Origin of the sequence: Flavobacterium ponti (assembly GCF_042652765.1) — a bacterium.
GTDB classification, from domain to species: domain Bacteria; phylum Bacteroidota; class Bacteroidia; order Flavobacteriales; family Flavobacteriaceae; genus Flavobacterium; species Flavobacterium ponti.
In genome coordinates this window covers 471542-495317 of the sequence record NZ_JBHSGW010000001.1, presented here as the reverse complement: position 1 = coordinate 495317, position 23776 = coordinate 471542, and the positions used below count along the sequence as shown (strand labels likewise).

Genomic DNA, 23776 nt, shown 5'->3' with positions numbered 1-23776 from the left:
TCCCAAACAAATTGCTCGGGATTTTTTTATATATACTATTGAATTCCTAATTATTGAACTCTTAAATCTTCTATGTCAGATTTTGCTTTTAAAGCTTCTATAACTTTGTTTGAAGCAGCACCTTGTGCTTGTGATTTAGCTTGATTAACATATGAAGTGTAATTTGGTATTGCATTAGCTTTTGTAATCGCTTTTGTTTTTACCATATAAACTCCATAAGTACCATCAATTAAACCTGAAGTTGTTCCTGCTTTTTGAGCAAAAACTTTTCCAACAACTTTTGGTTCTGGTCCAATGTTTGGAACTAAAGCAGTTTTAAATACTACTCCTGTAGCTGAAATAACCGAAGCATTAGTTGCTTTTGAAACTTCTTCTAAGGTTTTTCCAGTCATTTTCTTTCTTAATATAACTGCTTTCTTTTCGTTTTTTAAAATTGGCTCAACTTGAATTCTTGCGTTTTCAACGTTAGTTAAACCTGTATCATTAATTGATTTTAATCTTGCTACTACAAAACCAGTAGGTACATCAAAACGTTTTACATCACCAATTTCAGTATCTTTTCCAAATGCCCATAGAACAATTCCTCTTTGTGGACCAACAACTGGAATGTTTTCGTCAGAAGTCTTAATATTTGGAGCCTGTGTTACTTCTAATCCCATGTCTTTTGCCACTTGAGCAAAGTCTTTTGAATTTGCATCTGCTTCAAATTTAGAAGCTTTGGTATAGTTTTGGTCTGAAGTTGTTTCTGATGGTTCAATTTTTTGAGCAACAGTTGCTAATAAAACTGAATTGTATTTATCAGTTACTTTTATTACGTGGAAACCAAAATCAGTTTCTACAACACCAATGCTTCCAATTGGACTATCAAAAACAAAATCGTTGAACGGTTTTACCATTTGACCTGGTGCAATGTTATCATATTCACCACCTGTTTGTTTTGAACCTGGATCATCAGTATTTGCAGTTGCTAAAGCTGCAAAACCAGCTGGATTTGCTTTTGCTTGAGCTGCTAATTCATTTGCTTTTGCTTGTGCTTCTTCTTTTGTTCTTTTTATAGTTGGATCTGCTCTTTCTGCTCCTTCATATGCAATTAAGATATGACTAGCTTTTGCAGAAGCACCTGATTTGCTACCAATTTTTCTTGAAAGTTTTTGATATCCATTATCAGTATATGGACCAAAAACTTCACCTTCTGGTAAATTAAATAATTGCTCTTGATACTCTAATGGTAAATCTTTTTTAGCAACATAAGTAGAATCAAATTTGATATCTGAATTTTTGTTTACATATTCTGCAACGTTTGTAGCATTTTTGAAACTTGGTAAAGTATCGTTAGAATTTGTTTCTTTATTATATTCTACTTTTCCATTCAATAATCCTTGAATAGAGTTTTTCATTTGATCTTCGTCAGCTTTAGATGGTTTATTTTCAATAAAAACCAATTCTAAATCTGCCATTTTATCTGATTTGAATTTTTTTGGATGACTTTTGATGTATGCCATAATTTCATCATCTGAAACTTTAGCTTCATCATCATTTACTGTTGAATAACCTAATGTTACAAAGTCAAAATCTGCTTTATCGTTTTCTTCTTCATACAAAGCTTGACCTTCAGCTTGAGTAGTTTGTAAACCTGATTTTACTAATGTGTAATACATTTGCTCAGTGTACATTCTTTCAACATCAGCTTCAAAAGCTTCCCATTGAGCTTTTTGTTCTGGACCTTGCTTTAAAAAATTAGTACTAACGTATTCTTTGAATTTAGCTACATCAAATTTTCCTGCTTCGTTTTGAAATTGTGGATTTGATGCAAAATTTGGATTCTCTTTCATTACGTTGATTAATTGGTCTGGACCAACACGTAAACCTAATTCTTCAAATTGTTCTGCTAAGATAATTCTCTTAACTTCTTGATCCCAAACTCCATTTGAAGCTTGAACATTGCTCATACCTTGCTGTTCTGCTTGACCAACTTTTCTTTGGAACTCTTGTCCCATAATGTTTTCGCCATTTACAGTACCTGCATATTTTGAACTACTACCAAAAGATCCACTTTTAATTACATCGGCTAACACAAATGAGAATAAGGCTAGTGCGATGATAACTATTAAGAAAAATGAACGTTGTCTAATTTTTGATAAAATTGCCATTTTTTAATTTGTTTATTTTTTACAGGGAGCGAAAATACAATTATCTATGAAATAATAAAAATACTAAAGCTTTATTTTTATCTTTTTTCTTCAGATAATGAAAGTTTTACAAGTTCAATTTTTTTATTGCTCGCAGAATGTATAGTTATTTCGAAATTTTCTATGTGAATTTTCTCTCCATTTTGAGGAAAATCTTTAGTATAATCTACAATAAAACCTCCTAAAGTAGAGTACGAATCACTTTCAGGAATTTCTAAATTGTATTTTTGATTGATATATTCCACATCTAATCTAGCAGAAAATAAATAGACTCCTTCTTCGATTTCTTCATCAATTTTTTCTTCGTCTAAATCATGTTCATCTTCAATTTCACCAAAAAGCTCTTCAATAATATCTTCTACAGTAATTAAACCTGAAGTTCCACCATATTCATCCAAAATAACTGCCATACTTTTTCTTTTCTTTGTTAAAATATCTAACAAATCTTTAATATAAATAGTTTCTGGCACATATTCAATCGTCATCATGACTGACTTGATATTTTTTGGTTTTTTAAATAATTCAAATGAATGTACATATCCTAAAATATCATCTACTGAATTTTGATATACAACAATTTTAGAATAACCTGTTTTAACAAATAATTCTTTTAAATCAGCTACACTATCTGTAATATCTACACCGGCAACTTCTGTTCTTGGTGTCATAATATCTCTAGCTTTAAGTTCTGAAAATTCTAAAGCATTTTGAAATATTTGAATTTCAGAATCCACTTCTTCATTATCTGCAACAGAACTCATTTGTTCGTTTATGTAGTTTCCTAATTCCACTTTACTGAAATAATCTTGTACTTGATCACCATCTGTTTTGAAGAATTTTTTTAGTATAAAATCTGAAATCCAAATAATAAAATTGGAAACCCAATAAAACAATAAATAAAAGAAATAAGCAGGAACAGCAAAAAGTTTAATCAATTTATTAGAGTAAATTTGAAAAAAAACTTTTGGTAAAAATTCGGCTGTAAATAATATTAATATAGTTGATAAAACCGTTTGAGAAAGTAAACTCACAAACTCATCTCTAAAAAAAGGAGATAAAGTTTCTAGCCATTTTGTAATCAAATCACCTGTTACAAATCCATAAACAACTAACGCAACATTGTTACCCACAAGCATAGCTGTTATAAACTGAGAAGGCTTTTCGGTAAGTTTATTTAAAATATTAGCGTTGAAATTATTTTGTCTTTTTTCAATTGATAAAAAGACCTTGTTAGATGAAAAATAGGCAATTTCCATCCCTGAGAAAAAAGCAGAAAGCAATAAACAAATAACTATAATTGTTATTTCCATATCATTAGATATTTATATTTATTTGCCGTATTTGTTATTGAATCTTCTCCTAAAGAAAAACATAAACACCGCTGCTGCTGCAAGTAATAAACTCATAGTTACACTTTCATTATTTTGATATTTTACAAAAGCATCATAAATAAAAAAAGCTGCGAAGATTATATAAACGTATTGAAATATTTTTAAAAAACTCATGGTTGTATTTTTATCAAAAGTATAAATTTTATAAATAACTACACTATATTTAGTCTATATTATTTACTTCACCATTACTTTTCTGCATATTGAAAATTGTAAAATCTTTACTAAAATCTACTCCTGGTCCTTGAAGAAAACCACCTTGACCATCTGAATATTTGAATTGTTTTTCCGTAAAAAACCATTCGTTTTTTTGGTCATAATATAATTGAGAAGTTTCTAGAATCTTATTATCAAAGGATGTTATTTTTACATTTCCTTGTAAATCAATAAGATTTGTTTTTTTGTAAGATACTGCATAATCAGCATCTACATAGCTTTTGTTTTCCTTGTCATCATAAATAGTTACTTTGACACCTTTAGGAAATTCTGTGTAAGGATTTTCAAGCGTACCATAGTCAATCATTTTTGGACTCACTAAAATAGCTTTTACTCTTCCTGAATCTGTGTATACTAAATTAATAGTATCAGCTTGACCAGTAGGAATAAATTTTTTTTGATTTAATTTTTGAACTTCTTTAAAATTACTCTCACATGAAAAAAACATAGCCACAGCAAAAACTGTGACTATGTAAGTAATTATATTTTTGAAATTCTTAATCATATTATAAATTAGGAACTTTTACTGATTCTCCAATCCAACAGTTGAAAGAAATTGTTTTTCCAGCCATACCTTCATTGAAGATATCTGTTTTTGAAGGAGCACTTGCATTATAAGATGCTGCCTGTCTATTTGCTGTTGCTTTTAGAGCTGGATCAACTGAAGCTGCTTTGCTTGCATATTGAGCACTTAACCAGTAAACTGCTCTTTTTTCAAAAGGTGTTTTTCCACAATCATTAGCACTTGAAGCATATAACTGAGCCATTAACATATAAGCTTGACCGAATGATGGTTTTGCTGCTAATGCTTTCTTAGCATAAGTACGAGCTTGAGTTTTGTTTCCAGTTCCGTACATTGTAGCTATTTTGTAATATACTTTTGCTTTTTTAGTAGCATCAGTAAACAATTGTGCTGCTTGGTTAAAGTATTCTAAAGCTTTAGTTGTGTTTTTAGCTCTTTGAGCAGCAACTCCTAATAAATAAGCTGATTCAGCTGTTGGGTTTAATTTATGTAATTGCTCAGATATTTTTGTAAATAATGGATCTGAATCACAATCTTTAGCCTCTAAACGTTCAGCAGCTCTTTTTAACCAAAGTACATCTGTTTTCTTTTCTTCAAATGATTTTTGGTAGAAAGGAATAAGCTTATCACAAGTAGAAAGCAATACAATTTTAGCATCCATACTACCTTTTACAGTACTGAATTGTTCTAAGTTGTACTCGTTTCTTTCTTTAAGTCTAGTTTCTTTATCAGTAAGTGCTTCTCCTGTTTCAATTTTATTCAATAAAATATCTAACTCATCAGAAAGACCTTTTTCTTCTAATTCTAATTTTTCAGTTATTTCGTCATATTTATCGAAAACTTGCTGTAATTCAATTCCTTTATTACCTGCTTCGTAATCATCAACAAATAATTCAAAATAAGTATATAAAGCTTTAGCAGAAGTAAAATTTTCTGGTTCTGTTTTGAAAGCAGTGTCTAAATAACCATAAGCCTCTTGCTTAGTACCTATGTTATTATCTAAAAGCAACATTGCCTTTTTTACAGTATTTCCTGCTCCATTTCCAGGAAAATATTTATCATACTCACCATATAAAGCAACTAAATCTTTCACCAAAGCTTCTTTTTCTTCAGGAGTTTGAGCATTGTCAATTTTATCTTTTAAAATAAATTCTCCATATATATAAATGGCTTTATGATATGATGGACATGTTTTTCGCATACTCTGTAAATATGTATATGCATCATTAAATTCTTTAGACTTTGTAAATTGCTGCAAATATTGAATCTCTTCTGCACAGTTATTACTCGACTGAGCATTAGTTAAAAAACTAAATGCAATTAATAATACTAATGTTAACTTCGTTTTCATTTTATAAATATTTGTATTAATCATATTTCCTTTTTTCGAACCATAAATCATTTAAAGATAAACCTATGTTTATGCTAAAATAATTTTCTTCTATTAAATTATTGTAGATAGTTCCTTTTTTTCCGTATTCAAATCCTACGTTTATATTAGAGAATTTTCCACCTACTGGTAAACCTAGACCAAAATTTATGCCATAATCATTAATCTCTTTTGAATTTATCAATAAACCTGTGTTCTCATATCTAAATCCAGCTCTATAATTAACTCTACTCCAATAACTTGAAAAAGAATTATACTTAGGAATAAAATATCCTCCAATAATAATTTTTTGAGAATTTTTAAATGTTGCATTGTTTATATCATCAAATCTATTGCCTAAATTGCTATTTTCTTGATAAATGTAGTCTAATCCTACGAACCATTTTTTTGGCAATCCAATACCAGCACCTAATGTATATTTTGCAGGAATAACTAATTTAGTGTCACTCACTTCCAAATCATCATCATCATTCACAATCTCTACTCCACTAGAAGTGTAAGAAATCGTTGCAATATTTCTCGAATTGTCTGAGTTTAAACTTGCTTCAGGGGTATAGCCTAAACTACCATTAAAACTTAATTTATTAGCAAAATTCTTAGTATACAATAAAGCAAAATTGGTTGACAAACCTCTTATATTTGATTCGTTTTTCTCTCTAGATCCTAGAATCACATTTGGAAGAAACACTGCAGATTCAGTTTTAATTGTACCAAAGCTATAATTTATATCAAGACCAAAACTAAATTCATTTGTAACATTATAAGCAACTCCAGCAAACACTTTATTAATTCCACCATTACCAGTATATCTAGAACTTCTAGCATTAGCATCGTTTGTTTGATTTTGAATTTTATATCCTACTGAAGAAAAAGGCATAAGTCCAAAAGTAGCACCAAATTTTCCTAAAGGAAGACCCACAGCTAAATAATCAATTGTAGTTCTTTGTGCTGTCTCTCTTTTTTCTTCATTTGAAAAATTATTAAAAGTTGTTGTACCACCAACTACAAAATTTGTAATTTTCAATCTAGAGTAAGTTGCAGGGTTTAATAAATTTAAATGAATTGAATCATAAGCTATTCCTAATCCTCCCATGGATCTAGCATCATGAGTTCCTTTGAATTTAAGATCTCCTAAACCGTAAAAAGAATAAGGTGAAGAAGTGCCCTCTTGAGCTGAAATAGCTAATGTAGCTAGAAAAGTTAATGCAAGAAATAATTTCTTTATCATTGTATGTTATATTGATATAATAAGTTCAAACTTTCTAGTAAGAAATTTGAATTGGCAAATATGGGGTTTTTTAATCTTTTAGCCAAAAAAAGTGTATCGCCACCTGTTAAAATTATTGTTAAATATTTCTTTTCTCTTAAATAATCGTTAATAAAACCTTCAATTTCAAACAAAACTCCATTAACAACACCAGAATGAATAGATTGATTTGTTGAATCTCCAATTAAATCAGCAGGCTCTTCTAAGTCAAGTTTTGGTAATTTTGCTGTGTAATGATTTAATGCTTTGTATCTCATTTCTATTCCTGGGGAAATTGCACCTCCAAAATAGTTTTTATTTTCATCTACAAAATCGTAGGTTATACATGAACCAGCATCAATTATTAAACAATTTTGTTTAGGAAATTTCAATACTGCTCCAGAAACTAATACTTTTCTATCCATTCCTAAAGTTAAAGGAGTTGCATATTTATTTTCAAAAGGAAAATTACTTTCGTTTGTGAGAACATATAATTCTGTTTCACTTTTAAGCAACGAAATAACCTCATCTGATACATTTGAAACGCTTGAAATTATAGTTTTATTATTATTTGATTTTTTTTTGAAAATTTTTTTTAATCCTTCTATTATATTTTCATTTGTAAAATCTTTTTTTAAAACCAAGTTATCTTGCTCAAATACAGCTACTTTAATTTTTGTATTCCCAACATCTATTGCTATTACCATTTTTATATTTTAAAAGTTCAAAGATACAAATTGATTTTTTTTAATAATTGTTTTGTATAAATTAAAAATCCTTCTATATTTGCACTCGCTAATCGCAAGGTACCTTAGCTCAGATGGTAGAGCAACGGACTGAAAATCCGTGTGTCCCTGGTTCGATCCCTGGAGGTACCACTTACAACCCTTAATTTCACTAAGAAATTGAGGGTTTTTTGTTTTTAAAGCTTTTAGGTTTAAAATAATTCATACATTTATTGTTGATAATAAATACAATGGTTAAATTTAAAAAAATACTTTTTTTTGTTTTAGGAATAATTATTTTCCTTGGCCTGTTAAATGTAAGCATTAATATTTGGGTAGAATCTAAACTACCTCAACTCATTAATAACGAAAACAATACGGATTATACTATTACTTACAAAGACATCGACTTATCTATTTGGAGTTCTACAATTACTGCCTATGATGTTTCTATTGTTCCAAAAAAAAGTTTAAAGAATTCTGATAAAAAAATCGGGCTTTATGGAAATGTTGAGCTAATTGAAGTAAATAAATTTCATGTTTGGAGTGTTTTATTTGGTAAAAAAATTAAAGCAAACAATTTAGTTATATCAAAACCTATCATAACTTTATATAAAAACAACGAAAATGCAATTAACGATTATAACAACATAAATTCCAAGGTTTTTAAACCTTTTGAAAAAATAATTATAGTTTCTGATTTATACCTCAAAGAAGGTAAACTAAAAATTTTAGATATTAAAAACAATAAAACACTAGTTAATGCACATAACTTAAACTTTAAATTAGAAGGAATTGTTTTAAATGAAACCACTCTAAATGAAAAAATTCCAATTGTTTATTCAAAATATTCTTTTGCTTGTGATAGCTTATTTTATAAACTTGATGCATTTTATGAACTTAAAAGCAAGAAAATATCAGCAACTGAAAAAGGACTAAATATTGATAATTTTAAATTAATTCCTACTTGCACACGAAAAGAATTTGTCAATAAAATACCTAAAGAAAAGGACTTGTACACTATTCTAGCTAAAAAAATATCTATAAATAAAATGGATTGGGGCTTTAAAAACGATGCTTTTTTCTTTAAAACAAATTCTATAATTCTAGACAAAATCAACGCGAATATTTATAGAGGAAAAATGCCTGTGGGTGACTTATCTAAAAAGGAATTATACACTAATTTATTACGTAATTTAAAAGCTGATATAAAAGTTGACACTTTATTAATTAAAGATTCCTTCCTAACCTATGAAGAAGAGAAAACCTTTGAAAAAGGTCCTGGAAAATTGTTTTTTAGTGATTTTAATATGATAGTAAACAATATGGAAAGCGGTTACAAAAAAACCGAACTTCCAGATGTCAAAATAAAGATTAATTGCAGCTTTATGAAAAAATCACCTTTAGATGTAGATTGGTCTTTTAATGTTTTGGATAAAACAGAAGGCTTTAAAATTGCTGGTTCAATCCACAAATTTGATGCAGAAGAATTAGATGAATTTATTAAACCTTATATGAATGCTAAAGTTAAAGGTGTATTAGATGAAGTTTATTTTAATTTTGCAGGAAACGATGTTATCAACAAAGGTAAGTTTTCGCTAAAATATGATGATTTAAAAGTTGAAATTTATCAAAATGACAAACGATTGAAAAAAAATAAATTTTTGTCAGCTATTGGCAACTTGTTTGTGAAAAATGATTCTGACAAAGAACTAAAAACTACTGAAATTGAAGTAGAACGTAATCAAGAAAAGTCGTTTTACAATTTTCTTTGGATAAGTTTAGCTGATGGATTAAAGAAAATATTACTCTAACTTAGCCGTGATAAACTCTTGATTTTATTATTTTTCCGTCTTTAATTTCTAAAACTTCAGCAACTAACATATCTTCTTCTCCTTCCACTTTTCTTACATATTCCATGAAAACTCTATCAGAATTAGCTGTTAGAGAAGTTAATTCATATTTTAATGTTGGTAATCTGTCAAAAGCATCTTGCCACCAAATTCGCATTGCTTCTACTCCAATTACTAAACCATTAGTTTCTGGTTGACGTATTTTTAATTTTGGGCTAAAATGTTGAGCATCGATTTCGTATAATGATAATAATTTTTCTAATTGTTTGCTATTAAAGGCTTCAAACCAGCGAAAAGCTATAGATTGTAAAGATTCTGGTGTCATATTTGGATTAAAAAAATCCCGAAAATTTCGGGATTAAGTTTTAAATATTTTTGATATTTATGATTTCTTGTTCTGTTAAAAAACGATAATTTCCTCTTGGCAAATTCTTTTTAGTCAAACCTGCGAAAGTTACTCTATCTAACTTAATAACATCATATTTTAGGTGTTCGAAAATTTTTCTAATAACCTTGATATTTGAAGTTTTCATTTTGATACCAATTTCACTTTTTGGTTGATTTTCAATATAACTTACTTCTTCCACATAAACTCTGTGATTTTCAATAGTCAATCCAGATGTGATTTTTTCTAAATCTTCAAAACGCAAATTTTTATCTAAAGTAACTTGATATAATTTACTTGTTTTTTGATTAGGTTCTGTAAATTTTCTTATTACATCTGTGTCATTAGTAAATAATAACAAACCAGTTGTAGTTTTGTCCATTCTACCAACCGGTTGAATTTTAGCTTTTGTAGCTCCACGAACCAAATCTAAAACACTTGGAGCATTTTTATCATCATCTCCAGCTGTAGAGAAATTTTTAGGTTTGTTCAACAAGATATATTCTTTCTTTTCTGGATTTAATCTTACACCATCAAAAACTACCTCATCGTTTAATTTTACTTTGTAACCCATTTCTGTTACAACAATGCCATTTACTTTTACATTACCACTTTGAATATATATATCAGCATCTCTTCTACTACAAACACCTGAATTTGAAATGTATTTATTCAAACGCATTTCATCAGGGTTTTTTGGAGTTTTAGGAGCTTGATTTGGTTTTTTCTCTACCTTAACTTCAGGTTTTGAAATTGGTTTTACTTTAGAACTTGGCTTCTTACGAATTGGTGCATTTCCTCTTGAAGTACTTGGCTTTTTTGTTCCACCTTGTCTTGAAGAGGTTCCTTTTTTCTTATCATTGTTATTTCCTTGATGACGCGTCATTTTATTCTAATTTTTTGCAAAGATATAACTAATAAGTGGAAATCAATTTTTTTCCGTGTAACAAAACAGAAGGCTCAATTAAAACGATACAAAAAACTCCTGCAACGATGATGAATTTTAATAGAAAATGCAATTTTAAATATTCTGGTTTTGTCTTTGATTTCCCTAGTTTTATTAAAAAGAATAATAGAACAAGTAAACTTACATAGAAATAAATATCCATGTAACCCACATTGAAAACATCAACTAAATAATAAACTGGTATAACGGTTGAAATTGTCAATACAGAAATAATATTTTTTGCGATTTTTTCACCAAATAAAACAGGAATGGTTTTGTAATTAGCCGCTAAATCTCCTTGTATGTTTTCTAAATCTTTAATTAATTCCCTAATCAATATCAATAAATATAAAAAGACAGCATGAGCAAAAATGACATGATAAAAGTTTTTATAGTATAATAAAATTGCGAAAAAAGGTAAAATAGCCAAAACTGAAGCTGTTATATTCCCGATAATTGGGTATTTTTTTAGCTTATGCGAATAAAACCAAATTATAAAAATATAAACCGAAAAAAATAAAGAAGCTCTCCACGAAACTATTCCTGCAATTATAACTACTATAAAATTAATTGCAAAATATACTTTAAGTTTTGTTTGTTGACTAACCAACCTATCAATCATGACTTTTCTTGGTCGATTGATTAAGTCTTTTTGGGCATCATAAAAATTATTGATAATGTAACCTGAAGCAATTGTTAAAGACGATGCTAAAACCAGAATAAATAGTTGGTAATCTAAAATTACGTCTAAAGCTCTAATCTCTGGAGAAAGTATAAAAATTGCAGCAAGATATTGTGCTAAAGCAATTACAAAAATATTGTAACCTCTAACAACAGAAAAAAAGCTTAAAATTTTAGATAGAAATAATTTTGACTTTCTAGATAACATCTTAAAACTGATAAACTACTTCTAATTTATAGTCTTTCAGTGAAGCTTTTGCTTTCTCTAAATCTTGAGTAAACCCTAAGATATAGCCACCACCACCAGAACCACAAAGTTTCAAGTAATAATCATTAGTTTCAATTCCGTTTTGCCAAAGGGAATGAAATTGTTCAGGAATCATAGGTTTAAAATTATTCAAAACTACTTTAGACAATTTTTTAGTATTAGCAAATAATGATTTAATGTCACCGTGCAAGAAGTTTTCTACACAAGCATCAGTATGTTTAATGAATTGTGATTTAAGCATTTTGCGGAAGCCTTGATCTTTTAAGTTTTCCATAAAAATATTGACCATAGGTGCAGTTTCACCAATAATACCTGAATCTAATAAGAAAACAGCTCCTTTTCCATTTAAACTTTGTAATGGAATTCCGGTTGCTTCAATATTATCTTTTGAATTGATGAGAATTGGTAAACTTAAATAGCTATTTAAAGGATCTAAACCAGAACTTTTTCCGTGGAAAAATGATTCCATTTGAGAAAAAATAGCTTTTAATTGTAATAATTTATCTCTTGTAAGATTTTCTAAAACTGTGATTTTATCTGAAGCATATTTATCATAAATAGCAGCAACAAGTGCTCCACTACTTCCTACACCATAACCTTGTGGAATACTTGAATCAAAATACATTCCGTTTGAGATATCGCTTTTCAAAGTTTCTATATCAAACTGAACTAAAGTTGGTTGATCAACTTGTAATTGTGCTAAATAATCAGAAAAGCGTTCTAAACTTTTATTAGATTTAATAGCTTCTTCAGATGGATTTTCATCTCTCTTTAAAGCTCCATTATAAAAATTATAAGGAATTGAAAGTCCTTTTGAATCTTCAATAATTCCATATTCTCCGAAGAGTAATATTTTTGAGTAAAATAATGGTCCTTTCATAAATTTTTTAGATTGGGTTATGTAAAGTTACGAAATTATTTTGATTCCGCTCCATTTCCAATTTGATCGCAAATATACTGACCATTTTGACAAAAGTCAACTAATTCATCTTGAATAAATTGTAAAACTTTTACGCTAACGTTTTCGGGATACAAAACATGTACATTTGCTCCAGCATCTAACGTGAAACAAACTGGAATATTATTTTCGCTTCTAAATTTCCAAATTCTATTGATAATTTCTAATGTATTTGGTTTCATCAAAATAAAATAAGGCATTGAAGTCATCATCATGGCATGAAGTGTTAAGGCTTCACTTTCTACAATTTTGATAAATTCTTCTACATTTCCTTCAGTTAAATTTTTTGTGATTTTAGCTAGATTATCATGAGCTTGTTCAAAACGTTTTTCAGCATAAGGATGACCGAACATTAAATCATGTCCAACTGTACTTGAGACTTGTTTTTCACCTTTATCAACTAATAAAATAGTATCTTGATAATTTTTAAAGTTTTGATGAATATCATTAAATTCAACTCCAAATAAGTCTGAACTTTCTTTAATTGTTTTATTTTTTCCCCATGCAACGACTTCACCTTTTATACTTCTACAAGCACTTCCACTTCCTAATCTTGCCAAAAAAGAAGCTTTTTTATAAAATAAATCTTCTGATAAATTGGAATTAATTTCTTTTTCTAGACACATTACATTCATCGCCAAAGCAGCCATTCCTGAAGCTGATGAAGCTATTCCAGAACTGTGTGGAAATGTATTTTCTGTATCAATAACAATATGATATTCTTTTAAGTAGGGACAATAAACTTCAATTCTTTCAAAGAATTTTTGAATTTTCGGCTTAAAATCGTCTTTTGACTTTCCTTCAAACAATAAATCAAATGAAAAATTATCTTTTGATTCTTTTTTGGTAAAATTAACTTTAGTAATTGTTTTGCAATTGTTTAAGGTAAAACTTATGGATGGATTAGCAGGAATTTGATTTTCCTTTTTTCCCCAATATTTTACTAAAGCGATGTTGCTTGGTGCACTACACTCAAATGTAGCTGTTTCAATACTTGAATAATTTGATGCAATAAAATCCTGTTCGGAAATCATAATGTAAAATTTTAACAAAGATACTTTTTTTGTCTGTTTATTAAATTGATATTTCGTTAATTTGTATAAAACATTTGAAAAATGAATAAGTACTTAAAAATAATAATTTGTGTTGCAATTTGTTTAACTGTTGGATATTTATCATCAATCGTCACACAATCTAGTATTGAAACTTGGTATCCAACTATTGAGAAGCCTTCTTTCAATCCTCCTAATTGGGTTTTTGCACCAGTTTGGACCTTACTTTTCATTTTAATGGGAATTGCAGCTGGTTTAGTTTGGGACAAATTAGAGTCTGATAAAGAACTAGTTAAAAAAGGATTGTTTTTCTTTACAGTACAATTGGCACTAAATGCTTTATGGTCTTATTTGTTTTTTGGATTAAACAATATTTTATTAGCAAGTATTGAAATTGTACTATTGTTATTGTTGATTTACGAAACTTATCTGATTTTCAAGAAAGTAGATAAAAATGCTTCGTACATGTTGATTCCTTATATGTTATGGGTTGGTTTTGCTACAATTTTGACCGTTTCTATTTACTTTTTAAATCGATAAGCAGAATCCAAACATTTAATTTACAGATATTTAATATTGTTCTATTAGTATTTTTTCTTACTTTTATGGGAATAAATTTCTAATTTAATTAATTAAATATCTATTTATGGAAATGAATTCTTTATTAATCACTGCAATTGTTGGAATTATTTGTGGTATTATTGGCTATTTCATTGGTAAAGGCAATAACAATACTTTACAAAAAGATGATCATAACTACAAAAGTGACTTGGAGGCTTGCAAACAAAGAAACAGTCAACTTCAAAATGATATTGATTCTTTACGAATAAAATTAAGCAAAACACCTAAAAAGAAATCAACACCTGAACCAATCAAGCCTATTGTATCTACATCCGTTTCCAAAAGTTTTAATGCAGATGATGTTAAAGCAGTTTTTGGTAAAAAAATAAAAGAAAATGATTTAAAAATCATTGAAGGAGTTGGACCAAAAATTGAAGAATTATTCAAAACTTCTGGAATTTTAACATGGAAATCACTGTCAGAAACATCGGTAGATAGATGTAATGAAATTTTAGACAAAGCAGGAGACAGATTCAGAATTCATGATCCTGGTACTTGGCCAAGACAATCAAAATTAGCTTATGAAGGTAAATGGAAAGAATTAAAAAAATGGCAGGATAGCTTAGATAAAGGTAAAGAAAAATAATATTTAACTTATGGATTGAGCTACAATAAAACCACCAGTCCAAGCATTTTGAAAATTAAAGCCTCCTGTTATGGCATCAATATTTAAAATTTCACCAGCAAAATAAAGGTTAGGAATAACTTTACTTTCCATAGTTTTGAAATTGACTTCTTTTAAATCAATTCCACCAGCTGTAACGAATTCTTCTTTGAAAGTACTTTTGCCATTGACTTGAAATTCACCATTAGTCAATTGATTGGCTAAAGCATTTAATTGTGTTTTATTGCAATCAGCCCATTTGGTTTCTTCTGAAATTCCTGAGGCTAAAACCAAGCGTTCCCATAAACGATTTGGCATTTCAAATGGAGCTTTTTTAGCAACTACTTTCTTGGCGTTTTCTAATTTAATTTCTTTTAACAAGTCAATACATTCTTCAAAAGTGGTTTCGTTTAACCAATTGACCAAAATAGCAAAATGATAATTTTTATCGAATAATTCTCTTGCACCCCAAGCCGAAAGTCTTAATATTCCTGGTCCAGACATTCCCCAATGTGTAATTAATAATGGTCCAGAAGCTTCCAACTTGGATTTTTTCACTTTGACAGATGCAAAAGTTGACAATCCCATTAAATCTTTTATTCGAGCATCTTTTATATTAAATGTAAATAAAGAAGGAACTGCAGAAACGATTGAATGTCCTAAATTTTCAAGCATTTCCCACATTTTTGGATTGCTTCCTGTAGCTAAAACTATTTTTTCTGCTAAAAATGTATCTGAATTAGTCTGTACTTTAAAATGAGTTTCAGTTTGATAAATGGATTTTACGCTTTGGCTTGTGAGTATATCAATACCTAAATCTTTTGTTGCTTTGGTAAAACAATCAATTATTGTTTGAGATGAATCTGATTCAGGAAACATTCTTCCATCTTCTTCAATTTTTAAGGTAACTCCATGTTTTTCAAACCACTCGATAGTATCTCCTGAACAAAATTGATGAAAGGGACCACGTAATTCTTTTTCACCTCTTGGATAAAATTTCACTAAATCATTTGGCACAAAACAAGCGTGAGTGACATTACATCTTCCACCACCAGAAATTCTAACTTTTTCTAAAACAGACTTTCCTCTTTCTAGAATTGCAACTTTTAAATTTGGATTTTTTTCTACCACATTAATTGCCGTAAAAAAACCTGCTGCTCCACCACCAATAATGAGTATGTCGTACTTAGAATTCAATGTTTTATTTTTTGCAAATATCGTGATTTATTTTTTGGAACATAGATTAAAGAAAATTGAGAAATTAAAATAATCAATTTTTAGGAAATAGTAATTTATAAACAAGCATGAATTCTATCGGGGAAATTGCAAAACATCCCATCTACACCAAAATATATAGCTTCTTTTATGTCTGTAATTTCATTAACTGTATAAGTGTAAACTAATAAACCATTGTTTTGAATTTCTTCGACTTCATGTTTTGTTAACGTAAAAAACCATGGATTTATCGCAATTGCATTTAGTTTTTTGGCCACTGGAATTGCATTTAAATGATTTTGTTGAGACAAAAGGGCTATCGGAATTTGAGTATTTAGTTTTCGCATTAATGCCAATTCATTCCATTGAAAACTTGAAATTAAAAAATGATGGTCTTGGTAATTTTCAATGATTTTTTGAGTGGGTAAAGCAGTATTCTCTCCTTTTAATTCAATATTTATTGGAACTCTTTTATTGATAAATTCAATTGTCTCGATTAAGGTTGGAATTTGATGGTTACCAATTAGGTTGATGTTTTTTATTTCTTCCAAAGTTAAGTCTTCAATATTTTCTAAGGATGAAGCTAATCTTTTTAAGGTTTTATCATGAAAAACGACAACTTCACCCGTTTTAATTACATATACATCAATCTCTATCATATCAACGAACAAGTCTAATGCTTTTTGAAACGATAAAAGAGTGTTCTCAGTTTCGTAACCCATTGCTCCTCGATGTCCTATGATTAGTGGTTTTTTCATTTTAAAACATTACATTATATCCAAAAAATATAAGCTAAAAATACAAATTAAAATTTACCACAGAAAACCAATTTATCATTATTAAAATTGAATTGAATAAGCTAAACCAGCTTGTTTGCCATTATAAAAAGGTATAGCTAAAGCAGATTTGTTTTTGTTTTTTGATTTAAAAATTTTTTCATTAATAATTGGAAACAACCAATAAGCAGTTTTTGTACTCAAAATTCCAATTCCTGCACCCATAGCAACATCTGTTAACCAATGTTTGTTATTATACATTCTAAAAACACCAGTTCCTGTAGCTACAATATAACCAGAAATTCCATACCAAATGGATTCGTCTTTATATTCTTGCCACATAAACTCTGCTCCTACAAAAGCTGTTCCTGTATGCCCTGAAGGAAATGAATTAAAAGCACTTCCATCAGGTCGTTCTACTTTTGCAATATGCTTTAAACTAGTAACTGTAGTTGCCATTATCAAATAGGATGTTCCTAATATTAGGGTTCTGTCTTTAAAATTATTTTTCCCATGAATACCTGCTAAATTCAATCCGTAAACTGCTGCTGCTGGTGCATATTGAGAAAAGTCATCAATAGTTATCTTTTTATCAATATCTTCCATAACTTCTGCTCTAATGTTTGAGTTTACTAATTTTAATCCATCACTTTCTAATCCAATCACTCCATAAGTCATCAATGCAGTTGGAATTATCAGTTGCTTATAATTAAATTTATAATCTTTATTGATTTTTGTACTATCTAATGCTTGTTGTGCAAATCCAAATTGACAATATATCAAGAAAACCAAGCATAAACTAATTTTTTTCATTGTAATAATTTTTTGAAAAGTAAGTGATTAAAAATAATACTATTAGAAAAATACTTGTGTATACATTTCCTAAATCTAAACCTTCTGGTTTTGAAATATAATTTCCAAATGTTGCTCCAATGGGATGAATTAGAATAATTGTAATCCAATAAAAAACTTCTTTAGATATTTTTTTTAAACTTAAAAGTACGATAAAAATGATAAGCAGTATAACAAGTAGAATAGTTCCACCAGCAGCTCGTAACGGTGTGTCATTTGAGAGAAAATCTCCTGAAGAAGTACCAAATGTACTAGAAGTCAATATGGCTAACCAATATAAAAACTCTTTTTTATCAATTGAATTTTGAGATTCATTTTTTTCTAAATAGTATATTCCAGCTAATAAAATTATTAATGTTGCAATAACTACTAATGAGCCGTAAACTGTTCCTAAATCAAATTGAATACAAATTAGATCAGCAACATTTGTCCCAGCAATATTTCCTAAAATTATAAGAAACCAATAAAATAAAGGGCTAAATGTTTTTTGGTATTTTATATCACAAAAGATAAAAAAAACAAAAAGTGATACCAAAATAATAGACCCAACCTTATATCCTAAACTCAAATCTCTAGAAATATAATTCCCTACAATTTCTCCAGTTGTAGTTGCTATAATCATTAATAACCAATATACAGAATTGACTTTTGGTATGTTTTTCATTTTTTAATTAGTTTTTTGTGGGAAAAATAAATCATTATTAGCATAACAAATATTGAAACTAATGATGCTTGCAGGGTTCCTAAATCCAGTCCTCTCTTTGCTATTGGTTTAGTTAAAAAATCACCAAATGTTGCCCCAAATGGACGAGTAAAAACAAATGCCAACCAAAATAAAAACACTTCATTTAGTTTTGTGAAATTATGCAATAAAACTACTATGATTATTATTAGAGCCGTCAATAATGCTCCTTGTAAATAACTCAAACCGATTACATCTCCTAAATAATCTCCAAAAGCAGTTCCTAAACTGTTTGAAAATAAGACAGTAATCCAAAAGAAAATTTCTTTCTTGTTTTCAATAATTGGACTAACATTTAGATTACCATATTTCATATACCATAAAAATAAAGTGATTATTAATCCTAAAAGTAAAAGCAAACTTCCATACGTATAACCTAAATGAAGGCTTCTATCAATAAAATCTGAAATCTCGGTTCCTAATGTTGTAGTTGCAATTATTACTAACCAAAAAACTATAGGATTGTAGTTTTTCGTTTTTAATTGAATGAATAGTAATCCAAAAAAAAAGATTCCAGTAATTACAATTCCTGTTGAATATCCTAAATTTAGAGTCATTGAAATAAAGTCACCCAAGGTTTCACCAAGTGTTGTGGCAACTATCTTCATTAACCAAAATAAAAGATTTATTGTAGCTATTTTATTTATATTCTTCTTTTCCATAATTCAAGCATATTGTTTTCTTTTAAAAAAAGAATATCAAAATTAAGAACTCCAAAATTATATTTATATTGAAAAGAAGACCTTAAAATTGACTTAAGATTAAACTATGATTTGCTTAAAATAATGGTAATAAAAAAACACCAACCTTTCGATTGATGTTTTTTATATTTTAATGTTAAGAAAACTTATTCTGTCAAAATATAATATTGCCAAGGTTTTAATGGATAAATTTGTTTTTCATTTAATCCTATAGTTTCAGCTGAAATAGCATCTTTATAACTTCCGTTTAAAGGAACACTCACATCAACAGGTTTTGAGGATAAGTTAGCCATATAAATGACTTTTTTACCATCTTTTGTTCTTTCAAAAACTAATACATTTTTATCATCAGATGTTTTTATTCTTTTGTAAGAGGCTTTATTTTTTCCACCATTTAATGCAATATTTGTGCTTTTTAAAGTTCCTAATTTGGCTCTAAAATCCCATTCTTTTCCTTTCGTTTTTGGAATGGAATCTTTTTCAAAGAATTTTAAACTGTGATTTAAACCATATTCGTTTCCACTGTAAACCAAAGGCATTCCTGGTGCTAAATAAGTTAAAGCGGTCATTGCTTCTTCTGCTTTTCCTAATCTACTTTGAACTGTTCCGTTCCAAGAATTTTCATCATGATTATCTACAAAACTCATCAAAATGTCATTTGCTTCATACTTGTTGTTATCCTCTTCAATGAATTTATCCCAATCGCTGACATTTTTTTTGCCTTGAGCAATATCATTCATTAAGTGATGACTTGTCCAGTTATATCCCATGTCAAACAAGTTATCTTTCATTAACTCAGGTTGCCAAGCTTCAGCTAACATGAAAATATTTTTCTCTTTTCTCAATTTTGGAATCGTTTCTTTCCAAAAATCTGTTGGTACATTACTAGCTACATCACAACGGAAACCATCAATATTTTCATTCTTAATCCAGTGCAACATATCGTTTGTCATTGCTGCACGAAGTTCTTGGTTATCATAATTCAAATCGGCAACATCTGTCCAGCCCCAAGATTTACCTGTTTCTGGGTTTATTGGATCAATAATTTCACCCTTTTCATTTTGAGTATAATATTCTGGATGCTCTTTTATCCAAACGTGATCCCAACCGGTGTGATTTGGCACCCAATCCAAAATAACATAAATGCCGTTTTCATGGGCTGTTTGAACCATTTTTCTGAAATCTTCAATCGTTCCAAATTCTGGATTTACTTTTTTGAAATCAGAAACAGCATAATAACTTCCTAAATATTTATGTTGTTCTTCTTTTGGCATTTCTGAAGCAAATTTGCTGTCATCTCCACCTGTTGCTTTTCTTTTGGTTTCTGAAATTGGAAAAATAGGCATTACCCAAATAATTTTTACACCTAATTCTTTTAATTTTGGGATATCTTTTGTGAATTCATTAAAAGTTCCTTCTGGTGAATATTGACGAATGTTTACTTCATAAATTACAGCGTTTTCTTCCACTTCTGGAGAAAATTGTGCAATTTCTGAGGTGTTTGTTTCAATTGGTTTTTCTGTTTCTTTTGATTCTTTTTTACAACTGAAAAGAGCCATTGAAAATACTAAAGCAACTACAATATTTTTCATTTCTTTCTTATTTTTAAATTTTATAAGTTTATTTTCCAAACATAAATTCAAACGGAATATCAATACGTTTTTGCCATGAAACTTCCGAATGATTTTCTCCTTCAAATTTTAGATTTTTATAATTTTCTGATGTGTATTCTTTTGATTGCAATACCTCATCCACTCGATATTCGTATTTTAAATAACTAGCATCTAAGGTTTCTGTTCCGTAATCAAAATAGATTTTGTGTGTTTCTGGGTTTGGTAAATTATTTTTCAAATATGTGAAAAAACTTTCTGGAATTGGATTGTTTTCAAAGTCTCTAAATCCAACCCAATGCGTTGATAAACAAGCAGCTTTTCCAAAAATTTCTGGATATTCGCAAAGAGCATACATAGAAATTAATCCACCCATACTTGAACCCATAATAGCAGTATGATTTGCATCAGTGAAAACTGAATAATTTTCATCAATATAAGGCTTTACTTCTTCTACGATAAATTTTAAGTAATTATCTGAATTAATTTTAGTCTCGTCAAAAGGGAATTGAGCCTTTTTAACTTCAGTTTGAATTTTTTCTTTGACTTCTTTTGAAAGCGATTCGTATGGCTTTTTGGGATATAAATCCATATGACGTAATTCTGGAATATTCCAAATGGCAACTACAATGAATTCATCCACTTTTTCTTCTGACATTAATTTTGAAGCAACTTCATCCACTTTCCATTCTTGTTTGTTCCAAGTTGTGGTTGCATCGAAAAGCATTTGCCCATCATGCATGTAAAGAACACTATATTTTTTTTCTTCCGAATAAGTAGTTGGAAGCCAAACGTCAACTTTTCTTGGTTTTATATATTTTGTTGGAAAACTATCAATTCGTATTAAAATCCCTTCTACTTCATTAGACTTTGGTAATGTATAACTGTTTATTTGACTGTGAATCAAAGAAAATGAAAAGAAAAATAATATTAATATGGATTGCTTCATGTTTACTTCAATTCTAAAATTAAACTCGATTTCCCTTCAATTAAAATATCTTGTTTTAAATCATAATTTTGACCCGATAAAACATCTTTTCCAGAAGTAAAATTTTTCAAATTCTCTTCAAAATGACTGTTGTTAATTTGATGTTTTTTAATATCATTATTTACAATTACCATCACACTTTCAGTATCGTTATGACGAAAATAAACATAAACATTGTTTTGTGGAATGTAATGTGTTAGTTTTCCTGTGTGAATTACTTCTTTGTTTTTTCTCCAATTCAATATTTTTTTAGAGAAATCGAAATATTGTTTTTGAGAAGCTGTTCTTCCTGAATTTGTAAATGCATTGTTTGTATCACCTTTCCATCCACCAGGAAAATCTTGACGAATATCTGCATCACCTTTTCCTTTATCTCCAGCCATTCCAATTTCTGAACCATAATAAATTTGAGGAATGCCTCGCATTGTGGTTAAAATGGTCATTCCTAATTGATACTTTTTGAAATCATTTTTATAAATTTGATTGAATCTACCAGTATCATGATTTTCTAAGAATATCAATAAATTGTTTGTATTGTCATATAAGAAATCATTAGCTAAATTGTCATAAAACTTAATCATTCCATCATTCCAAGAAGCATTGTCTTCGTTGAAAACATTCCCAAAAGCATCATGTAGCGTAAAATCCATTACACTTGGCAAATAGGAATTATAGCTTTGAATTCTTGCAATAGGACTATTTTTTTGCCAATATGAAATTTGCGCTTGATCGTGCATCCAAACTTCTCCAACTATATTAAAATAAGGATATTCATCAGTAATGGCTTTGGTCCATTTTGCAATTCCATCTTTATCATTATAAGAATAAGTATCTACTCTGTAACCATCTAAATCAGCATATTCAATCCACCAAATGGCATTTTGAATTAAGTAATTCAACACCAAAGGATTTGATTGATTTAAATCGGGCATACTTGGCACAAACCAACCGTCCATACAATATTTAGCATCACGTTTGGAAGCATTAGGATCGTATTGAGTTGTCATGCGATAATTACTTTGAGCATATCCTGGAAATTGATGAAACCAATCGTATGTTGGCATATCTTTAAACATCCAATGTTCAGCACCCCAATGATTCGTTACATAATCTTTGATTAATTTCATGTCACGTTTGTGCATTTCAGCTGCTAATCGTTTGTAATCCTCATTGCTTCCATAACGAGCATCGATTTGGTAAACATCAGATTGACCGTAAGTATGATACGAATAGCCTTTATCGTTGTCTTCACACATTGGTGTGCTCCAAATGGCTGTTGCACCTAATTCTTGTATGTAATCTAAATTATTTATAATTCCTTCAATATCACCACCGTGTCTTCCACCTGGCAAACTTCTATTGGCTTTTTCTTGAAGATTTGGAGAAGAATCGTTGGATTCATTTCCATTAGCAAAACGATCTGGCATTAACAAATACATTACATCAGATGCATCAAAGCTTTTTCTTAAAGCAGAATTTTCTTTTCTCTTCTTAATTTCAAAATCTTTAGAAAATGTCTTTTTACCATTTTTAAAAGTGAATTTCAACGTCTGAGAAGCAACATTTTTAGTGTCAATTGTAACGAAAAGATAGTTTGGATTTTCGGTTTTTGTTACGTTTGTAATTACAACATCATTTGAAATTGAAACTGTATTTTCAGCAATATTTTTTCCGTAAAATAAAACTTGTATTTCACTTTTATTCATGCCTTCATACCAAAATGGTGGTTCCATCTTGTCGATTTGAGCGAAAGTGAAAGTTGCTATTAAAAGGAATAAAACTGTTATTTGTTTTTTCATGTTTAATTATTTAGATGCTGAATCAAGTTCAGCATGACAATCGTG

23 protein-coding genes and 1 tRNA gene are annotated in these 23776 nt (G+C 29.1%); 4 read left to right on the top strand and 20 right to left on the bottom strand.

The window, feature by feature from the left end; translation table 11 throughout:
• Positions 1-50: 50 nt before the first annotated feature.
• From ACFO3U_RS02130 to ACFO3U_RS02100, 7 genes are all read right to left on the bottom strand, one after another.
• Positions 51-2150, bottom strand: a complete 2100-nt coding sequence (locus ACFO3U_RS02130) for a peptidylprolyl isomerase (RefSeq protein ID WP_379737981.1) — start codon at positions 2148-2150, stop codon at positions 51-53.
• A gap of 77 nt (positions 2151-2227) precedes the next feature.
• Positions 2228-3499, bottom strand: a complete 1272-nt coding sequence (locus tag ACFO3U_RS02125; RefSeq protein ID WP_379737979.1) for a hemolysin family protein — start codon at positions 3497-3499, stop codon at positions 2228-2230.
• 18 nt (positions 3500-3517) lie between these two features.
• Positions 3518-3694, bottom strand: a complete 177-nt coding sequence (locus ACFO3U_RS02120; protein WP_379737977.1) for a hypothetical protein — start codon at positions 3692-3694, stop codon at positions 3518-3520.
• A 49-nt stretch (positions 3695-3743) separates the two neighbouring features.
• Entirely contained in the window at positions 3744-4301 is a 558-nt protein-coding gene (gene lptC, locus ACFO3U_RS02115) for an LPS export ABC transporter periplasmic protein LptC (RefSeq protein WP_379737975.1), read from the bottom strand.
• A gap of 1 nt (position 4302) precedes the next feature.
• Positions 4303-5670 carry a tetratricopeptide repeat protein gene (locus ACFO3U_RS02110; protein ID WP_379737973.1) on the bottom strand — a complete coding sequence of 456 codons (1368 nt, stop codon included), beginning with the start codon at positions 5668-5670 and terminating at the stop codon, positions 4303-4305.
• 16 nt (positions 5671-5686) lie between these two features.
• Positions 5687-6937, bottom strand: a complete 1251-nt coding sequence (locus tag ACFO3U_RS02105; protein WP_379737972.1) for a hypothetical protein — start codon at positions 6935-6937, stop codon at positions 5687-5689.
• Positions 6934-7662 (bottom strand): type III pantothenate kinase, encoded by a 729-nt coding sequence (locus ACFO3U_RS02100; protein WP_379737970.1) that lies wholly within the window; start codon positions 7660-7662, stop codon positions 6934-6936. Before ACFO3U_RS02100 ends, ACFO3U_RS02105 begins: the two co-directional genes overlap by 4 nt.
• A 98-nt stretch (positions 7663-7760) precedes the next feature.
• Between ACFO3U_RS02100 and ACFO3U_RS02095 the strand changes: the two genes are divergently transcribed.
• Together ACFO3U_RS02095 and ACFO3U_RS02090 are read left to right on the top strand one after the other, a co-directional pair.
• Positions 7761-7833 (top strand) — tRNA-Phe (locus ACFO3U_RS02095).
• Between the two features lie 98 nt (positions 7834-7931).
• Complete coding sequence (locus ACFO3U_RS02090; RefSeq protein ID WP_379737968.1) at positions 7932-9494, top strand: AsmA family protein; 1563 nt, start codon at positions 7932-7934, stop codon at positions 9492-9494.
• Position 9495: 1 nt separating this feature from the next.
• On the opposite strand, the gene ACFO3U_RS02085 is transcribed toward ACFO3U_RS02090, so the two are convergent.
• The 5 genes from ACFO3U_RS02085 to mvaD are packed head-to-tail and all read right to left on the bottom strand — an operon-like array spanning position 9496 to position 13805.
• Positions 9496-9858 (bottom strand): nuclear transport factor 2 family protein, encoded by a 363-nt coding sequence (locus ACFO3U_RS02085; RefSeq protein ID WP_379737966.1) that lies wholly within the window; start codon positions 9856-9858, stop codon positions 9496-9498.
• A gap of 40 nt (positions 9859-9898) precedes the next feature.
• Positions 9899-10804, bottom strand: coding sequence for a pseudouridine synthase (locus ACFO3U_RS02080; RefSeq protein ID WP_379737964.1), 906 nt, complete (start codon positions 10802-10804; stop codon positions 9899-9901).
• Between the two features lie 28 nt (positions 10805-10832).
• Positions 10833-11753, bottom strand: coding sequence for a geranylgeranylglycerol-phosphate geranylgeranyltransferase (locus ACFO3U_RS02075; protein ID WP_379737963.1), 921 nt, complete (start codon positions 11751-11753; stop codon positions 10833-10835).
• Position 11754: 1 nt separating this feature from the next.
• Positions 11755-12693, bottom strand: a complete 939-nt coding sequence (locus ACFO3U_RS02070) for a mevalonate kinase family protein (protein WP_379737961.1) — start codon at positions 12691-12693, stop codon at positions 11755-11757.
• A gap of 35 nt (positions 12694-12728) precedes the next feature.
• Positions 12729-13805, bottom strand: coding sequence for a diphosphomevalonate decarboxylase (mvaD, locus tag ACFO3U_RS02065; protein WP_379737959.1), 1077 nt, complete (start codon positions 13803-13805; stop codon positions 12729-12731).
• Positions 13806-13886: 81 nt separating this feature from the next.
• Between mvaD and ACFO3U_RS02060 the strand changes: the two genes are divergently transcribed.
• Positions 13887-14363, top strand: a complete 477-nt coding sequence (locus tag ACFO3U_RS02060; RefSeq protein WP_379737958.1) for a TspO/MBR family protein — start codon at positions 13887-13889, stop codon at positions 14361-14363.
• 106 nt (positions 14364-14469) lie between these two features.
• A complete protein-coding gene (locus tag ACFO3U_RS02055; RefSeq protein ID WP_379737956.1) occupies positions 14470-15030 on the top strand; it encodes a hypothetical protein in 561 nt (186 codons plus the stop codon).
• Positions 15031-15033: 3 nt separating this feature from the next.
• On the opposite strand, the gene ACFO3U_RS02050 is transcribed toward ACFO3U_RS02055, so the two are convergent.
• From ACFO3U_RS02050 to ACFO3U_RS02015, 8 genes are all read right to left on the bottom strand, one after another.
• Positions 15034-16245 (bottom strand): BaiN/RdsA family NAD(P)/FAD-dependent oxidoreductase, encoded by a 1212-nt coding sequence (locus ACFO3U_RS02050; RefSeq protein WP_379737954.1) that lies wholly within the window; start codon positions 16243-16245, stop codon positions 15034-15036.
• A gap of 95 nt (positions 16246-16340) precedes the next feature.
• A complete protein-coding gene (locus tag ACFO3U_RS02045; protein WP_379737952.1) occupies positions 16341-17021 on the bottom strand; it encodes a glycerophosphodiester phosphodiesterase in 681 nt (226 codons plus the stop codon).
• Positions 17022-17102: 81 nt separating this feature from the next.
• Positions 17103-17852 (bottom strand): phosphatase PAP2 family protein, encoded by a 750-nt coding sequence (locus ACFO3U_RS02040; protein ID WP_379737950.1) that lies wholly within the window; start codon positions 17850-17852, stop codon positions 17103-17105.
• Positions 17839-18555 carry a hypothetical protein gene (locus tag ACFO3U_RS02035; RefSeq protein WP_379737948.1) on the bottom strand — a complete coding sequence of 239 codons (717 nt, stop codon included), beginning with the start codon at positions 18553-18555 and terminating at the stop codon, positions 17839-17841. Before ACFO3U_RS02035 ends, ACFO3U_RS02040 begins: the two co-directional genes overlap by 14 nt.
• A complete protein-coding gene (locus ACFO3U_RS02030) occupies positions 18552-19295 on the bottom strand; it encodes a COG4705 family protein (RefSeq protein WP_379737946.1) in 744 nt (247 codons plus the stop codon). Before ACFO3U_RS02030 ends, ACFO3U_RS02035 begins: the two co-directional genes overlap by 4 nt.
• A gap of 185 nt (positions 19296-19480) precedes the next feature.
• Positions 19481-20926: an alpha-amylase family glycosyl hydrolase gene (locus ACFO3U_RS02025; RefSeq protein WP_379737944.1), complete on the bottom strand. Its 1446-nt coding sequence runs from the start codon at positions 20924-20926 to the stop codon at positions 19481-19483.
• Between the two features lie 28 nt (positions 20927-20954).
• On the bottom strand, positions 20955-21893 hold the full coding sequence (locus ACFO3U_RS02020; protein ID WP_379737942.1) for an alpha/beta hydrolase: 939 nt from the start codon (positions 21891-21893) through the stop codon (positions 20955-20957).
• Positions 21894-21895: 2 nt separating this feature from the next.
• A complete protein-coding gene (locus ACFO3U_RS02015; RefSeq protein ID WP_379737941.1) occupies positions 21896-23731 on the bottom strand; it encodes a glycoside hydrolase family 13 protein in 1836 nt (611 codons plus the stop codon).
• Between the last annotated feature and the right edge of the window lie 45 nt (positions 23732-23776).

What these genes read in the sequence shown, in the direction of transcription:
- ACFO3U_RS02110 (WP_379737973.1), bottom strand. Translation starts at nt 5,670, where the DNA reads ATGAAAACGAAGTTAACATTAGTATTATTAATTGCATTTAGTTTTTTA.
- ACFO3U_RS02090 (WP_379737968.1), top strand. Translation starts at nt 7,932, where the DNA reads ATGGTTAAATTTAAAAAAATACTTTTTTTTGTTTTAGGAATAATTATT.
- ACFO3U_RS02105 (WP_379737972.1), bottom strand. Translation starts at nt 6,937, where the DNA reads ATGATAAAGAAATTATTTCTTGCATTAACTTTTCTAGCTACATTAGCT.
- ACFO3U_RS02015 (WP_379737941.1), bottom strand. Translation starts at nt 23,731, where the DNA reads ATGAAAAAACAAATAACAGTTTTATTCCTTTTAATAGCAACTTTCACT.
- ACFO3U_RS02030 (WP_379737946.1), bottom strand. Translation starts at nt 19,295, where the DNA reads ATGGAAAAGAAGAATATAAATAAAATAGCTACAATAAATCTTTTATTT.
- ACFO3U_RS02085 (WP_379737966.1), bottom strand. Translation starts at nt 9,858, where the DNA reads ATGACACCAGAATCTTTACAATCTATAGCTTTTCGCTGGTTTGAAGCC.
- ACFO3U_RS02025 (WP_379737944.1), bottom strand. Translation starts at nt 20,926, where the DNA reads ATGAAAAATATTGTAGTTGCTTTAGTATTTTCAATGGCTCTTTTCAGT.
- ACFO3U_RS02035 (WP_379737948.1), bottom strand. Translation starts at nt 18,555, where the DNA reads ATGAAAAACATACCAAAAGTCAATTCTGTATATTGGTTATTAATGATT.
- ACFO3U_RS02120 (WP_379737977.1), bottom strand. Translation starts at nt 3,694, where the DNA reads ATGAGTTTTTTAAAAATATTTCAATACGTTTATATAATCTTCGCAGCT.
- ACFO3U_RS02040 (WP_379737950.1), bottom strand. Translation starts at nt 17,852, where the DNA reads ATGAAAAAAATTAGTTTATGCTTGGTTTTCTTGATATATTGTCAATTT.
- ACFO3U_RS02100 (WP_379737970.1), bottom strand. Translation starts at nt 7,662, where the DNA reads ATGGTAATAGCAATAGATGTTGGGAATACAAAAATTAAAGTAGCTGTA.
- ACFO3U_RS02055 (WP_379737956.1), top strand. Translation starts at nt 14,470, where the DNA reads ATGGAAATGAATTCTTTATTAATCACTGCAATTGTTGGAATTATTTGT.
- ACFO3U_RS02130 (WP_379737981.1), bottom strand. Translation starts at nt 2,150, where the DNA reads ATGGCAATTTTATCAAAAATTAGACAACGTTCATTTTTCTTAATAGTT.
- ACFO3U_RS02070 (WP_379737961.1), bottom strand. Translation starts at nt 12,693, where the DNA reads ATGAAAGGACCATTATTTTACTCAAAAATATTACTCTTCGGAGAATAT.
- ACFO3U_RS02080 (WP_379737964.1), bottom strand. Translation starts at nt 10,804, where the DNA reads ATGACGCGTCATCAAGGAAATAACAATGATAAGAAAAAAGGAACCTCT.
- mvaD (WP_379737959.1), bottom strand. Translation starts at nt 13,805, where the DNA reads ATGATTTCCGAACAGGATTTTATTGCATCAAATTATTCAAGTATTGAA.
- ACFO3U_RS02125 (WP_379737979.1), bottom strand. Translation starts at nt 3,499, where the DNA reads ATGGAAATAACAATTATAGTTATTTGTTTATTGCTTTCTGCTTTTTTC.
- lptC (WP_379737975.1), bottom strand. Translation starts at nt 4,301, where the DNA reads ATGATTAAGAATTTCAAAAATATAATTACTTACATAGTCACAGTTTTT.
- ACFO3U_RS02045 (WP_379737952.1), bottom strand. Translation starts at nt 17,021, where the DNA reads ATGAAAAAACCACTAATCATAGGACATCGAGGAGCAATGGGTTACGAA.
- ACFO3U_RS02020 (WP_379737942.1), bottom strand. Translation starts at nt 21,893, where the DNA reads ATGAAGCAATCCATATTAATATTATTTTTCTTTTCATTTTCTTTGATT.
- ACFO3U_RS02075 (WP_379737963.1), bottom strand. Translation starts at nt 11,753, where the DNA reads ATGTTATCTAGAAAGTCAAAATTATTTCTATCTAAAATTTTAAGCTTT.
- ACFO3U_RS02060 (WP_379737958.1), top strand. Translation starts at nt 13,887, where the DNA reads ATGAATAAGTACTTAAAAATAATAATTTGTGTTGCAATTTGTTTAACT.